Origin of the sequence: Defluviimonas sp. SAOS-178_SWC (genome assembly GCF_039830135.1) — a bacterium.
In the GTDB taxonomy this organism is placed as follows: Bacteria; Pseudomonadota; Alphaproteobacteria; order Rhodobacterales; family Rhodobacteraceae; genus Albidovulum.
The window spans coordinates 4,162,355-4,174,817 of the sequence record NZ_CP156081.1 but is presented as its reverse complement, the minus strand read 5'-3'; the positions used below and the strand labels follow the sequence as shown (position 1 = coordinate 4,174,817).

General features: G+C 65.8%; 13 protein-coding genes and 1 pseudogene. 6 read left to right on the top strand and 8 right to left on the bottom strand.

Annotated elements, in window-relative coordinates:
• Positions 1-518: 518 nt before the first annotated feature.
• The 3 genes from rpsT to mutM form a co-directional block, all read right to left on the bottom strand.
• Entirely contained in the window at positions 519-785 is a 267-nt protein-coding gene (gene rpsT / locus V5734_RS21545; protein WP_347311649.1) for a 30S ribosomal protein S20, read from the bottom strand.
• A gap of 149 nt (positions 786-934) precedes the next feature.
• Complete coding sequence (locus V5734_RS21540) at positions 935-1,711, bottom strand: enoyl-CoA hydratase (protein WP_347311648.1); 777 nt, start codon at positions 1,709-1,711, stop codon at positions 935-937.
• A 61-nt stretch (positions 1,712-1,772) separates the two neighbouring features.
• On the bottom strand, positions 1,773-2,624 hold the full coding sequence (mutM, locus tag V5734_RS21535) for a bifunctional DNA-formamidopyrimidine glycosylase/DNA-(apurinic or apyrimidinic site) lyase (protein WP_347311647.1): 852 nt from the start codon (positions 2,622-2,624) through the stop codon (positions 1,773-1,775).
• Between the two features lie 84 nt (positions 2,625-2,708).
• Between mutM and ubiE the strand changes: the two genes are divergently transcribed.
• A complete protein-coding gene (gene ubiE / locus V5734_RS21530; protein WP_347311646.1) occupies positions 2,709-3,461 on the top strand; it encodes a bifunctional demethylmenaquinone methyltransferase/2-methoxy-6-polyprenyl-1,4-benzoquinol methylase UbiE in 753 nt (250 codons plus the stop codon).
• A gap of 3 nt (positions 3,462-3,464) precedes the next feature.
• Entirely contained in the window at positions 3,465-4,994 is a 1,530-nt protein-coding gene (gene ubiB, locus V5734_RS21525; RefSeq protein ID WP_347311645.1) for a 2-polyprenylphenol 6-hydroxylase, read from the top strand.
• Positions 4,995-5,000: 6 nt separating this feature from the next.
• Here the strand turns inward: ubiB and V5734_RS21520 are convergent, their stop codons facing one another.
• On the bottom strand, positions 5,001-5,672 hold the full coding sequence (locus V5734_RS21520) for a flagellar hook capping FlgD N-terminal domain-containing protein (protein WP_347311644.1): 672 nt from the start codon (positions 5,670-5,672) through the stop codon (positions 5,001-5,003).
• Between the two features lie 12 nt (positions 5,673-5,684).
• Entirely contained in the window at positions 5,685-6,320 is a 636-nt protein-coding gene (locus tag V5734_RS21515; protein WP_347311643.1) for a flagellar hook-length control protein FliK, read from the bottom strand.
• Positions 6,321-7,406: 1,086 nt separating this feature from the next.
• Here V5734_RS21515 and V5734_RS21510 point away from each other — a divergent pair.
• Both V5734_RS21510 and V5734_RS21505 read left to right on the top strand, forming a co-directional pair.
• Positions 7,407-7,694 (top strand): rod-binding protein, encoded by a 288-nt coding sequence (locus V5734_RS21510; RefSeq protein ID WP_347311642.1) that lies wholly within the window; start codon positions 7,407-7,409, stop codon positions 7,692-7,694.
• The gene (locus V5734_RS21505) at positions 7,684-8,040 is read left to right on the top strand and encodes a hypothetical protein (RefSeq protein WP_347311641.1); all 357 of its coding nucleotides are present in this window, start codon (positions 7,684-7,686) and stop codon (positions 8,038-8,040) included. The genes V5734_RS21510 and V5734_RS21505 overlap by 11 nt, the downstream gene beginning before the upstream one ends.
• A 215-nt stretch (positions 8,041-8,255) precedes the next feature.
• Here the strand turns inward: V5734_RS21505 and V5734_RS21500 are convergent.
• A pseudogene (locus V5734_RS21500) lies at positions 8,256-8,348 on the bottom strand (chemotaxis protein MotB); the annotation flags it as partial.
• A 124-nt stretch (positions 8,349-8,472) separates the two neighbouring features.
• Positions 8,473-9,000: an invasion associated locus B family protein gene (locus tag V5734_RS21495; protein ID WP_347311640.1), complete on the bottom strand. Its 528-nt coding sequence runs from the start codon at positions 8,998-9,000 to the stop codon at positions 8,473-8,475.
• A gap of 175 nt (positions 9,001-9,175) precedes the next feature.
• Here V5734_RS21495 and V5734_RS21490 point away from each other — a divergent pair, with 175 nt between their 5' ends.
• Complete coding sequence (locus V5734_RS21490; RefSeq protein WP_347311639.1) at positions 9,176-10,171, top strand: asparaginase; 996 nt, start codon at positions 9,176-9,178, stop codon at positions 10,169-10,171.
• 100 nt (positions 10,172-10,271) lie between these two features.
• Here the strand turns inward: V5734_RS21490 and serB are convergent, their stop codons facing one another.
• A complete protein-coding gene (gene serB / locus V5734_RS21485; RefSeq protein ID WP_347311638.1) occupies positions 10,272-11,144 on the bottom strand; it encodes a phosphoserine phosphatase SerB in 873 nt (290 codons plus the stop codon).
• A gap of 158 nt (positions 11,145-11,302) precedes the next feature.
• On the opposite strand from serB, the gene V5734_RS21480 reads away from it, so the two are divergent.
• Entirely contained in the window at positions 11,303-12,457 is a 1,155-nt protein-coding gene (locus V5734_RS21480) for a phosphoserine transaminase (RefSeq protein WP_347311637.1), read from the top strand.
• Positions 12,458-12,463: the final 6 nt, after the last annotated feature.

Below are 12,463 nucleotides of genomic sequence, written 5' to 3'. Positions count from 1 at the left end.
TTGTGTCCGTCCACGTCTTTTATCACTGTCCGGCACATGCAGATTGTGCCGATACATTTGTTCCCGCGGCGATTCCTCCTGTCTTGCTTCCACGCAAAAACGGTCAAGAAGCCGGGGGCAGCCCCGGACTCTTGCCGCTTCCGCCGGGAAGCGCGGGTTATTTGGACATGGCAGCGACCGGAAACCGGCCCCCCGCCCGGCCCGCGCGGAAAGGTTCCGGCGTCCGAACACAACCCCGCCCGCCGAATTTGCCGGCGCGCGTTCCAGGTCTCGGCAGGGTGCAGCACCTGCTTCGGCCCGTGGTTACCGCATGTCCCCCCAAGACGATGTGAATCGCCAGAGGACGCTAGCAAGGGCCGGGACAGCGCCGCAACAGAACTTCGCGCTTGACTCACCCTTTGCCGCAGCGAATCCGGAGAGCCTGTGCAAATGGGGCACAGGGGTCACAAGACGGGTCAGAAATGCAGAAAGGCGCAACCTTGGGTTGCGCCTTTTCGCGAATCGTCAAGCGGGTCGGATCAGGCGGAGATCGCCTTCACCCGCGCGGCGAGGCGCGACATTTTGCGGGCAACGGTGTTCTTGTGCAGAACGCCCTTGGTCACGCCGCGCGCCAGTTCAGGCTGGGCGGCCTTGAGCGCGGCCGCCGCAGATTCCTGGTTGCCCGAGGCAATCGCCTCTTCGACCTTGCGCAGGTAGGTGCGGATCCGCGAGCGGCGGGCCTTGTTGATGTCTTGACGGCGCTCGGACTGGCGGGCGCGTTTCTTGGACTGGGGCGTATTGGCCATGTGTGGTTTCCCAACTTCCGGGTTTGTTTCGATACCTAAGCGCGACAAAACCCGGGTTCCCAGTGAACCGGTCGATTCCAGCCTGAGCGGGCTCCACGCGCATGTGACCGCGGTCCCTTAAGGGAAAACGCGGACAAAGGAAAGGGGTTTCAGCGGTCGCGGAATTGCGGCTGGCGCTTTTCGAGGAAGGCGCTCATGCCTTCCTTCTGGTCCTCGGTGGCGAAAAGCGCGTGGAACAGCCGGCGTTCGAACAAGAGCCCCTCGCGCAACGTCGTCTCATAGCTGCGATTCACCGCTTCCTTCACGGCGAGCGTCGCCACCGCCGATTTCTCGGCGATCTTGCGCGCCGCGGCCATCGCCTCGGGCAGAAGCTTGTTGGCCGGCACGACCCGGCTGACGAGGCCCGAGCGCTCCGCCTCGGCCGCATCCATGAAGCGCCCGGTCAGGTGCATGTCCATCGACTTCGACTTGCCGACGAAGCGGGTCAGCCGCTGGGTGCCTCCGATCCCGGCGACGACGCCGAGATTGATCTCCGGCTGGCCGAACTTGGCGGTATCGGCGGCAATGATGAAATCGCACATCATCGCAAGCTCACAACCACCGCCAAGGGCATATCCCGCCACCGCCGCGATGATTGGCTTGCGGCACCGCAGGAGCGCTTCGACGTTCGCACCGAAAAGGTCGTCGGTGAAGACCTCGACGAAGGTCTTTTCCGACATCTCCTTGATGTCGGCGCCGGCGGCAAAGGCCTTTTCGGAGCCGGTCAGGATGATGCAGCGCACCTTGTCGTTGTTCTCGGCCTCGGTCACAGCATCGGAAAGCTCCGCCATCAGCTTCGAGTTGAGAGCATTCAGCGCATCGGGCCGGTTCAGCCGGATAAGCGCGACATTGTCTTCGATCTCGACGATCAGGGTCTCGTAAGCCATGGACCTGAGCCTTTCTGCAGATGCGAGGGAGAGTCCTACCAGCCCGGTCGCCGGGATCAAGTCATCTTTGACAGCGCGGGCAGAAGAAGGTGGACCGCCCAGACTGGACGATTCGGGCGACAGTGCCGGTGCAGCCCGGCGTGACGCAGGGTTTCGCTTCGCGGTCGTAGGCGCGGAACGCATGCTGGAAATAGCCCAATTCGCCATCGGCCTGGCGGTAGTCGCGAAGGGACGATCCGCCCGCTTCGATGGCCTCGTTCAGCACGTCGCGGATGATCGGGACCAGCCCGGCGACCCGCGCCGCCGAAATCTGCCCGGCCTTCCTGCGGGGGTCGATCCGCGCACGGTGCAGCACCTCGCAGACATAGATATTGCCAAGCCCGGCGACGATCCTCTGATCGAGAAGCGCGGCCTTGACCGGCATCGTCCGGCCTTTCAGACGCCCGACCAGATATTCCTCGTTGAACGTGTTGCCCAAGGGCTCCGGCCCGATATCGCGAAGGAGCCAGTGCTCCTCGGCCAAAGCCGTTGTCATCAGGTCCATCGCGCCGAACCGGCGCGCGTCGTTGAACGTCACCCTGGCGCCCCCTTCCATGTCGAGGACGACATGATCGTGCTTGGCGGGTGCTGGATGCTCCTGATGGAACACCCCCGGCATGACGCCGGAAATCAGCATCCGACCCGACATGCCGAGGTGGATCAGGAGCGTCTCCCGCGTCGACAGGTCGGCGAGAATGTATTTCGACCGTCGGTGCAGGCCCAATACCCGCGCGCCGGTCAGTCGCTCGGCCATCCGTTCGGGAAAGGGAAAGCGCAGATCGGGCCTTCGAATGTCTGCGGCCAGGACGGCCTTGCCCTTCATCGCGGGCAGAAGGCCCCGGCGCACGGTTTCGACTTCGGGCAGTTCGGGCATGTCCGTCCGGTGCGTGAACGCCGCATTGTCTCTGCGGCCAAGGCTTCTATAAGAAGGACGAGTTCCATCGGACGGCAAGGGCCAATGACCGAAAGCGATACCCGCACGACCCATTTCGGGTTCAAGGACGTGCCCGAGGGCGAGAAGGCCGGGATGGTCCACGGCGTCTTCACCCGTGTGGCGAACAAATACGACATCATGAACGACGTGATGTCCGTCGGTATCCACCGCCTCTGGAAAGATGCGATGATGGACTGGCTTGCGCCGCGTCCGGGCCAGAAGCTTCTGGATGTGGCCGGAGGAACCGGCGATATAGCTTTCCGCTTCCTCAAGCGCGCACCGGGGGCCGAGGCCACGGTTCTCGACATGACGGAATCGATGCTGATCGAAGGCCAGAAGCGTGCCGAGGCCGAAAACATGGCCGAGAGGCTGTCATGGGTCGTCGGCGATGCGATGTCGCTGCCCTTCGCGAACAACAGCTTCGACGTCTACACGATCAGCTTCGGCATCCGGAACGTGACGCGCATTCCCGATGCGCTGTCGGAGGCCTTCCGCGTCCTGAAGCCCGGAGGCCGGCTCATGGTGCTGGAGTTCAGCCAGTTGCCGAACCCCGCGATGCAATGGGCATACGACAAGTATTCCTTCAACGTGATCCCGGTGATGGGCCAGATCGTCGCGAACGACCGCGAGAGCTACCAATACCTCGTCGAATCGATCCGCAAGTTTCCCGACCAGGAGACTTTCGCCGCGATGATCCGCAAAGCCGGGTTCAGCCAGGTGAAATACCGCAACCTCACCATGGGGGTCGCGGCCCTCCATTCCGGCTGGAAGATCTGAGCCTTGCGCGGTCCGCACAACGTCTGGCGGCTGATCCGCACCGGTGCGACTTTCGAGCGCACGGGCGCGATGAAGGTTGCGCTCGAGGCGATGGAGGTCCCGCCGCGCCTTCGCCTTGCCGCCCATATTTTCGGCTGGCCCTTCAAATGGCTCGGCTATCGCGGCGACCCGTCACAACCACCGGTGACACGGGCGCTGACCGCGCTCGGCCCCGCCTATATCAAGTTCGGCCAAGTGCTTTCGACCCGCCCCGACGTGGTCGGAGTCGAGCTTTCGGACCAGCTTCGGGTATTGCAGGACAAGCTGCCGCCCTTCCCGACAAAGGTGGCCAAGCAAACCGTTGCCGATGAGCTTGGCCAAGGCGTGGAGACGCTGTTCTCCGAATTCTCCGAGCCGGTCGCCGCGGCCTCGATCGCGCAGGTTCACCGCGCCAGGCTCGCAGGAACCGGCGAGGAAGTGGCGGTCAAGGTCCTGCGGCCAGGGATCGAGCGTGCCTTCCAGCGCGACATCGACGCATTCCACTTCGCCGCCGGGCTGATCGAGGTGCTTTCGCCCGCCTCGCGGCGGTTGCGCCCCACCGACGTGGTCAGCCATTTCGAAAGCGTGGTGATGGGGGAACTGGATCTCCGGCTCGAAAGCTCGTCGGCCTCGGAATTCGCCGCGAATACCGAAAAGGATGAAGGCTTCCAGGTGCCGAAGCCGTTTTGGAACCTGTCGTCGCGCCGGGTGATGACGCTCGGATGGGCGGAGGGGATTCCGCTTGGCGATGTCGCGGCGATCCGGGCGGCCGGACACGATTGCGTGGCCTTGTCCGAGCGGGTTCTCCAGCTCTTCCTTAGCCATGCGCTGCGCGACGGCTACTTTCACGCCGACATGCATCAGGGCAACCTCAAGGTCGCGGCGAACGGCGATATCATCGCCTATGACTTCGGCATCATGGGCTCTATCGACGAATATACCCGCCGGGTCTATGCCGAGATCCTGATCGGCTTCATCCGCAAGGATTATCGCCGCGTCGCCGAAGTGCACTTCGAAGCGGGCTACGTTCCCCGCGACCGCGACGTGGACGAGTTCGCCCGCGCGCTGAGGGCCGTGGGGGAGCCGATCTTCGGCATGGACGCGACCCATATCTCGATGGCCCGGCTTCTGGCCTACCTCTTCGAGGTCACCGAGCGGTTCGGGATGGAGACGCGGACCGAACTCATCCTTCTGCAACGCACGATGGTCGTAGTCGAAGGCGTCGCGCGCTCGCTCAATTCCAACATCAACATGTGGCAGGTCGCGCGGCCCGTCGTCGAACGCTATATCCGCGAGAATGTCGGGCCGCAGGCTCTGATCCGCGATCTCGTGCGGACCGCCCGGGTGCTCGGCCGCTTCGGCCCGCGCCTTCCGCAGATCGCCGAGGCGCTCCTTGCCCGCCAGACAGAGGTGCCAGCCCCGCCGCCGCGCCGGTCGCTGACTGGGACGGTCCTTCTCGTTGCTCTCGGTGCCGCCATCGCCGGCCTCGGGTTCGCGCTGGCCACGCTTCTTTGACGGCCGTCAGGGCGTGGACGGTTCGCGGACGGCCTTGATGTCGGACGGCGCGACGATGCCACCGCCGTCCATGACCAAGGCAACGCCGCCCGTGCCGTTGCGCACTTCCTCGATGCGGCCATAGGCCTCGACCGCTGTCGTCTCGACCAGCTTTCCCTCGCTGTAATTCTCCAACCGGAACGTATAGACGCCCGATGGGAGTGGTGCCCCGTTCGCATCCGTTCCCGCCCAGGTGACCGGATCATGCGAAACCGTGACCTGCGCGCTCATGACTTCCTGCCCTTCAGCGTTAAGAACCACGAGTACCGCCTGATCGGCGCCATTCGAGGGTTCGGGATAGAGCGTCAACGGGACGCCGTCGAATGCCACGGGGGCTGCGACCCGCGCCTCCATCCCGACCCAGGACGCCATCTGCGCCATTCCGGAGAGCCCCATCTGCGCCGACATTGCTTCGATCAGCGCATTGGTCCGCACCTGCTGCTCGACGCCCGAGAAGGTGGCGAGCTGGACGGCGTAGTCAGAGGATTCGATCGGGTTGAGCGGATCCTGGTTCTGCATCTGCGTCGTCAACATCAGGAGGAAGGTCTGGAAATCGCTGTTGATCAGCGTTCCCTGCTGGCTTTGACCTTGAGCGTTCGTCATGCCGGTCCGGGTCGTGGCCGATATCACGGCGTCCATCGTCGGTTCCTTTCACAATCTGAGGTCAAGCCCGCCATCCACCGCCAGAGGTCGGGCGCGGTCTGCTCCGGACGATGGGGCGGCGGCGGAGACCGAAAGGCTGTCGCTTTCGGTCGCTGAAACGGATGTGCCTGTGTCCTGTGGCTGGCGCGGATCACGCTCCTGCCCGAAGCTGAAGCTCAGATCCTGATAGCCGAGATCGCGGAAATCCTGCGCCAGCGACCCGATGTTCCGGCGCAGGAGGTCGAGCGTGTCTTGCCGGTCCGCCTGGATCATCATCGTGAGCGCCCCGTCATGGGTGGCGAGCGTCAGCCGAACCCGGCCGAGTTCCTCCGGCGAAAGGGTGATCTCCACCGGCCGATCCGGAAACTGGCCGACCGCCTCGGCCAGCCGATGGCCAAGGCCCGCCGGCAGCGTCACGGCCGCGGCATGGGTGGCGGATGCGCGGTCTGCGCCCCGGGCGAGAGGCGCGGAGTCGCTCGCCGATACGACCGGGTCGCCGGGGTCGAGCCGGATATCGGCCGGGTTGGGCCTGGCATCCGTGTCGGGATTGGCCTGCGTCACGACCGGGATGCCGGGCCGCTGGCCTTCCAATATCGCCGTACCGGCGGTCGTGCCGCCGCCCTCCGCGAAAGGCGTCCCGACCATGGCGCCTTCTCGCCCGGACTGCGTCGGGGCGATGGCTTCTGCCGTAGCGTCTGGCGCAGGCGGTGCCACGGTCGTCGCGGCCAGGGATTGTGCGACGGGTCTGGCATCCGTGCGCGCCGGGCCGGGCCGGGCGTCCGCTGCGAGGGGCGGAGTCCGGGCCGAGGCGGTTTCGGCACCGTTCGAATTCCCCGTGAAAGGGCGATCCATCGCTGCCAAGCCGTGCGGCGCAGCGGCACTGGCCGGAACCGTAAACTGCGGAAGACCCGGCGGCGCGGCCGTGTCGTCGCGCGCGGCTGGAACGGCCGGCGTCACTTCAGGCGCCAGCAGTGCGCTGTCCATGCCGCGTGCGCCCGGACCCGGAAGGGGCAGCGATGCATTCCGGCCGGGCTCTGCCCGCGTCGCCGGCAGGGTGGTTTGCGTAGGTGCTGCATCGGATATTGCGGTTGTCGTCCCAGTCCTCGGTTCCGATCCGTTGGCCCGGTCTCCAGTGGCGAGCCTTCTGCCGGCCTCGGGTATGGCCCAACCCGCAAGGGCCGCTGCCGCCGTTTCGGTGCGCAACGCCGGCGCACCGGCCGTGACCGAGACCGCATCCGATGGGCCGGCCGGCAGAGCGATCCCGGCCTCCGGGTATCCGGCCGTTGCCGCAAGGCTCGGGCCGGACCCGCCGGCATCCGCTGCGGGCAAGCTCGGTTCCGCCCCGGCGATCTGACCACGCAGCCAATCGGCCACTTGTTCGGTTGTCCCGCCGTCCCATGGCGGCTGAGTGTGCCCTTGGAAAGGAAGCGATCTGTCGGGGAGCAATGCCGTCCCGGCCCACATTGCCGGCTGCGGCGGCTCACTGTCGGCCGCCGACGCCGGGTCGCCGAGAACCGCGAGGAAAGCGGCCAAAGCGCTGGCCATGCCGGTATCGGCCCACGGGTCGTCCCGTTGTGTCGTCCTGATCCGGACGGGATCGGCGAGGGGAATCAGGTCCATGTGCTCACGACTTCTGTCTGTGTGCGGAAGACTATTTCAGCATGAGGTTACCGATCCTTTACCCCGGTCTTCCCATAGTCCTTGAGATATCCGCAATTGGAGGGATCGCCGATGGATGCAATCTCCGCCGTGACGTCTGCCCCGCTCCGGGCCGAACAGTCTAAAGACCAGGCACTGCGTTCCGCGGCCGAAGCGCTCGAGGCCCAGTTCCTGACGGAAATGCTGAAATCCGTCGGGCTCGGCGAAGCGCGCGAGAGCTTTGGCGGCGGCGTGGGCGAGGAGCAGTTCTCCTCGTTCCTCAGGCGCGAGCAGGCGGCCGAGATGGCCCGGACGGGTGGCATTGGCCTTGCCGAGAGCATTTTCGAAGCCCTGAAGCGGAGGGCCGACAATGCGAACTGACGAAACGACGTTGATCGCGACCCTCGACGCGCTCCTCCGGGACGAGGCAGAGGCCATCCGCCGCGGAAACTTCACGTCTCTCGAGGCGCTTGCGGCCCGCAAGACGGACCTTGTCGGCCGCCTCCCGGACCTTCCGCGCCGCGATGCCGACGGTGCGCTTTCGCGTCTGAGGTCGCGCGCAGAGGCAAACCAGCGGCTGCTGTCGGCAGCTATCGAGGGCGTGAAGGCGGCGCGGGCCCGCGTCGAGGCGATCCGCCGCGCGGGCTCCCGGCTCGACACCTATGATAGCGCGGGCCGTGCCCAATCCGTCACCTTCGGCGGCGGCGGCGTCGAGAAGCGCGCCTGATCCCGGCGAAATTGTCTCAAAATGCCGTCAATGACCGTCTTGCCTTAGCGAACTATTAGATTTTGGGCCGCATGGTCGGCCCTGCATCCGAAACCCGGATGGCGCGGACGGGGAGCGATCCCGGGACTCCGCATCGGTCAGAACGCCACTGGCGCCGTCAAGCGACGGCAAGTGAAACCCGGCGCAAAGCGCCGATCTGTGAAGGATGTAACTATGGCAACCTTCCACGCCCCACCGTGGTGCCTGCCGCCGCCAACGACCTTCTTGCGCTTGATGATGACTGGCGTCGCGTTTGATCGCGCACCCATCCCACCAACCTCTTTTCACCCAAGGTGATGGGTATCAGCCGTGTCTTAACACCAGCCTAACCCCGGCAGGATGGCTGGTCGGGTCCCCGCCGGCGACCGCGAACAACGCGCAGACGGCGCGGCGTCAGCCGGCGCAGCGCTTCGCCGCCTCGTCGAGCGCGGCACTGACACCGAGGAGCGAAAACGTATCCTTGGTCTCGGTTCCCCGGCTCGAATGCGCCGTCAGAACAGCCGATGCACCGGCCTTCAGCGCCGCGACGATCTTTCCGTCATCGTCCTTCGATCCCGACCAGGCCCACTCTCCGTCAGTAAAAAGCTCGAACGTGGTGCCGCTGATCTCGAGCCCGACGGTCGAACCGCCCGCAAAGGGATAGCCGCCGGTGAACGAAACCTCGCCTTCGGCGGAGCCGGGCCGGTAGGTCACGAACAGAAGGATATCGCCGCGCCGGACCGAGACCGCCTGACCGTCTTTCGTGTTCACGGTTTCCTTGGGCGCCGAGACCCCCCAGCATTCCTTGGGGTTCTCCTCGACGAAGACACTCCAGTCGGTATTGGCGGCCACGCGGTTCGTGGATACCTGCCCGGCGGCGGTGGTCGCCATCGTCGCTGCCAGAAGAAATGCGCCCGTGGCGCGCCAGCTCGGTGAAGTCATCTTTGCCGCAGCCTCCAGCTGTCTTATTCCTCGGCGGCCCCGGCAGGTGCTGCCCTTGATACGGCAGCTTTTTGGCTTGGCGGGGCGCGCGTCAACTCGATATGCACGTCTTAACGCGAATCCGACAGGAGCGAAAAGCCCCGGAGGCAGAAATTCGCGCAAAGGTGAGGGGAAGATGCCAGCCGTACCGATGATCGAACTGTGGCGGGGCGGAATGCTCGAGAGCATGCATCTCGGCCACGCGGTGATTTGCGACGAGAAGGGCGAGGTCGTCGAGGCCTGGGGCGATCCCGACGCCGTGATCTTTCCGCGCTCCTCCTGCAAGATGATCCAGGCGCTGCCGCTTCTGGAAAGCGGAGCGGCGGACGCGGCCCGGCTGGGCGAACCGCAGCTTGCCTTGGCCTGTGCCAGCCACAATGGGGCCGCCATTCATACGGAACGGGTTGCGCGCTGGTTGTCCGACCTCGGTCTTGGCGAAGAAGATCTGCGCTGCGGGGTGCAGATGCCGGACGATCCGGCGGCGAGGAAGGAGTTGATCTGCTCCGACACGTCGCCTTGCCAGATTCACAACAACTGTTCAGGGAAACATGCGGGTTTTCTGACGCTAGCCAAGCATCTGAAGGCAGGGCCGGAATACCATGAAGTCGATCACCCGGTTCAGCGGGCGGTGCGCGCCGCGTTCGAAGAGGTGACGGGCGAGACATCGCCCGGCTTCGGCATCGACGGCTGTTCGGCGCCGAATTTCGCCACGAGCGTCCATGGGCTTGCCCGCGCGATGGCCTTTTTCGCCGGGGGGCGCCTTGAGGGCACCCCGCGCGAACGCGCCGCGGCCCGTCTCGTCGCCGCCATGACCCGTCATCCCGAGCTTGTCGCGGGCGAGGGCCGGGCATGCACGAAACTCATGCGCGCGATGGGCGGTTCGGTCGCCGTCAAGACCGGCGCCGAAGCGGTGTTCGTGGCGATCCTGCCGAAGCAGAAACGCGGCATCGCGCTGAAGATCATGGACGGCGGGACCCGTGCGTCGGAAGCCGCCGTCGCGGCGCTCTTGCGGCGGCTTGGAGCCATCGCGCCGGATGACCCGGTTCTCGCGCGCTATCTCACGGGCCCGATCACCAATCGGCGCGGCCTTGCCGTGGGTGACATCCGGCTTTCTCCCGGCTTCGCCGCCTAGTCCGACGCTAACGGGAAGTGAACCAGTTGAGCGCCCGTTCCGGGCGCAAGCTTTTCCCCTCGTGCCCGCCGCTTGTGCGGCGGGCACTCGCGGCGCCGGGTCAGGCGAACTCGTCGGTCGAATAGCCCTGGATGTAGAGCAGCGCCGTCAGGTCGCCATGGTTGATGCGGATGTCGCACTGGGCGGCAACAGATGGCTTGGCGTGGAGCGCCACGCCGGCGCCGGCGAGGCCGAGCATCCCGAGATCGTTGGCCCCGTCTCCGACCGCCATCACGTCGTCGTGGCGGATGCCAAGGCGATCGCTGATCTCTCGCAGCGCGGCCATCTTGGCTTCGCGCCCGAGGATCGGCCGGGCGACATCGCCGGTGAGCGCACCGTTTTCGACGAGGAGGGTGTTGGCCCTGTGTTCGTCAAAGCCGAGATGGGCGGCGACCGCCGTCGTGAACGCGGTGAAGCCCCCCGAGACGAGGGCCGCATATGCGCCATTTGCCTTCATCGTCGCTATCAGTTCGCGCCCCCCCGGCGTGTAGGTGATGCGCTCGGCTAGGACCTGCCCGATGACCTCCGCAGGCAAGCCCTTGAGAAGGCCGACCCTTTCGAGGAGCGCACCCTCGAAGTCCAGCTCCCCGTTCATCGCGCGCCGGGTGATCCCGGCCACGAGCGCGCCGACGCCTGCCATATCGGCCAGTTCGTCGATGCATTCCTGTCCGATCATGGTGGAGTCCATGTCCGCGAGAATCATCGCCTTGCGCCGCCCTTCGGCCGGCTGCACGACAAGGTCGATGCCGATGCCCTGCAATCCCTCCCAGGCGTCCCAGCGGTTCGCGGGCACCGTATCGACCGCGAATTCCGCCGCCACGCCCGGGTTCAGCCAGTTTGCCGCCCCCCCACCCCATGCGTCACGCAGGGCCTCCACCGCTGCCCGGTCGAGATTGGCGCGCGTCGGGTTGGCGAGAAGCGTGGCGATGTGCATGGCGAAGTTTCCGATAGTGGACGGGCGGTGTCGGTTTTTGTGGCTCAAGCGGCGCTTTAGATCACTTTTTCCGCTTGTGCCAGCCTCCGGCCCCCTCTATTTCCGGCGGTGGGACACCCCTCCCCAACGAGGGGCGTATATCTGGAAGGATACCAGCAATGGTCAAGACGACTCCGGCCGCGCGGCCGGCAAATCCGCGTTTCTCTTCGGGCCCGTGCACGAAGATTCCCGGTTTTTCCCTCGACATGCTCGCTGACGCGCCCTTGGGCCGGTCGCACCGTGCCGCCGTCGGCAAGGCGAAGCTGAAAGAGGCGATCGACCTCACACGAGAAATCCTGGGCGTGCCTGCCGATTACCGCATCGGCATCGTGCCCGCCTCCGACACCGGCGCGGTCGAGATGGCGCTCTGGTCGCTTCTGGGCGCCCGACCGGTCGAGATGCTGGCCTGGGAGAGCTTCGGCGAAGGCTGGGTGACCGATGTCGTCAAGCAACTGAAACTCGACGCGACGGTTCGCAAGGCGCCCTATGGCGAGATGGTCGATTTCGCCGCCGTCGATTTCGCCAAGGACGTGGTCTTCACCTGGAATGGCACGACCTCGGGTGTGCGCGTGCCGAACGGTGACGCGATCCCGGCGGCGCGCGCGGGTCTCACGATCTGCGATGCAACCTCTGCGGCCTTCGCGATGGATCTGCCGTGGGACAAGCTCGATGTGGTGACGTTCAGCTGGCAGAAGGTGCTGGGCGGCGAGGGCGGGCACGGTGTGCTTGTGCTGTCGCCGCGCGCGGTCGAGCGGCTGGAAAGCTACGCGCCCGCCTGGCCGCTGCCGAAGATCTTCCGCATGACCAAGGGCGGCAAGCTGATCGAGGGCATCTTCACCGGCGAGACGATCAACACGCCCTCCATGCTTTGCGTCGAGGATTACCTCGTCGCGCTGAAATGGGCGAAGTCGGTCGGCGGCCTGAAGGGCCTGATCGCGCGGGCCGAGACCAATGCGAAGGCCATCGCGGAGTTCATCGCGGACAAGGACTGGATCGCCAATCTCGCCGTCGATCCGGCGACCGCCTCGACCACGAGTGTCTGCCTGAAGTTCACCGATCCGCGGATCAAGGATGGCGCCGCCTTTGCCAAGGCGGTCGCGAAGCGGCTTGAGAAGGAGGGCGTCGCGCTCGACGCGGGCGCCTACCGCGACGCGCCTCCGGGCCTTCGGATCTGGTGCGGCTCCACGGTGGAGACCGCCGATGTCGCGGCCCTGATGCCCTGGATCGAATGGGCGTTCGCGGCCGAGATCGACGCACAGCCGGTGGCGGCCTGACGCCGT

What these genes read in the sequence shown, in the direction of transcription:
- V5734_RS21540 (WP_347311648.1), bottom strand. Translation starts at nt 1,711, where the DNA reads ATGGCTTACGAGACCCTGATCGTCGAGATCGAAGACAATGTCGCGCTT.
- V5734_RS21520 (WP_347311644.1), bottom strand. Translation starts at nt 5,672, where the DNA reads ATGGACGCCGTGATATCGGCCACGACCCGGACCGGCATGACGAACGCT.
- V5734_RS21490 (WP_347311639.1), top strand. Translation starts at nt 9,176, where the DNA reads ATGCCAGCCGTACCGATGATCGAACTGTGGCGGGGCGGAATGCTCGAG.
- ubiE (WP_347311646.1), top strand. Translation starts at nt 2,709, where the DNA reads ATGACCGAAAGCGATACCCGCACGACCCATTTCGGGTTCAAGGACGTG.
- mutM (WP_347311647.1), bottom strand. Translation starts at nt 2,624, where the DNA reads ATGCCCGAACTGCCCGAAGTCGAAACCGTGCGCCGGGGCCTTCTGCCC.
- V5734_RS21505 (WP_347311641.1), top strand. Translation starts at nt 7,684, where the DNA reads ATGCGAACTGACGAAACGACGTTGATCGCGACCCTCGACGCGCTCCTC.
- serB (WP_347311638.1), bottom strand. Translation starts at nt 11,144, where the DNA reads ATGCACATCGCCACGCTTCTCGCCAACCCGACGCGCGCCAATCTCGAC.
- V5734_RS21480 (WP_347311637.1), top strand. Translation starts at nt 11,303, where the DNA reads ATGGTCAAGACGACTCCGGCCGCGCGGCCGGCAAATCCGCGTTTCTCT.
- rpsT (WP_347311649.1), bottom strand. Translation starts at nt 785, where the DNA reads ATGGCCAATACGCCCCAGTCCAAGAAACGCGCCCGCCAGTCCGAGCGC.
- V5734_RS21510 (WP_347311642.1), top strand. Translation starts at nt 7,407, where the DNA reads ATGGATGCAATCTCCGCCGTGACGTCTGCCCCGCTCCGGGCCGAACAG.
- V5734_RS21515 (WP_347311643.1), bottom strand. Translation starts at nt 6,320, where the DNA reads ATGGTCGGGACGCCTTTCGCGGAGGGCGGCGGCACGACCGCCGGTACG.
- V5734_RS21495 (WP_347311640.1), bottom strand. Translation starts at nt 9,000, where the DNA reads ATGACTTCACCGAGCTGGCGCGCCACGGGCGCATTTCTTCTGGCAGCG.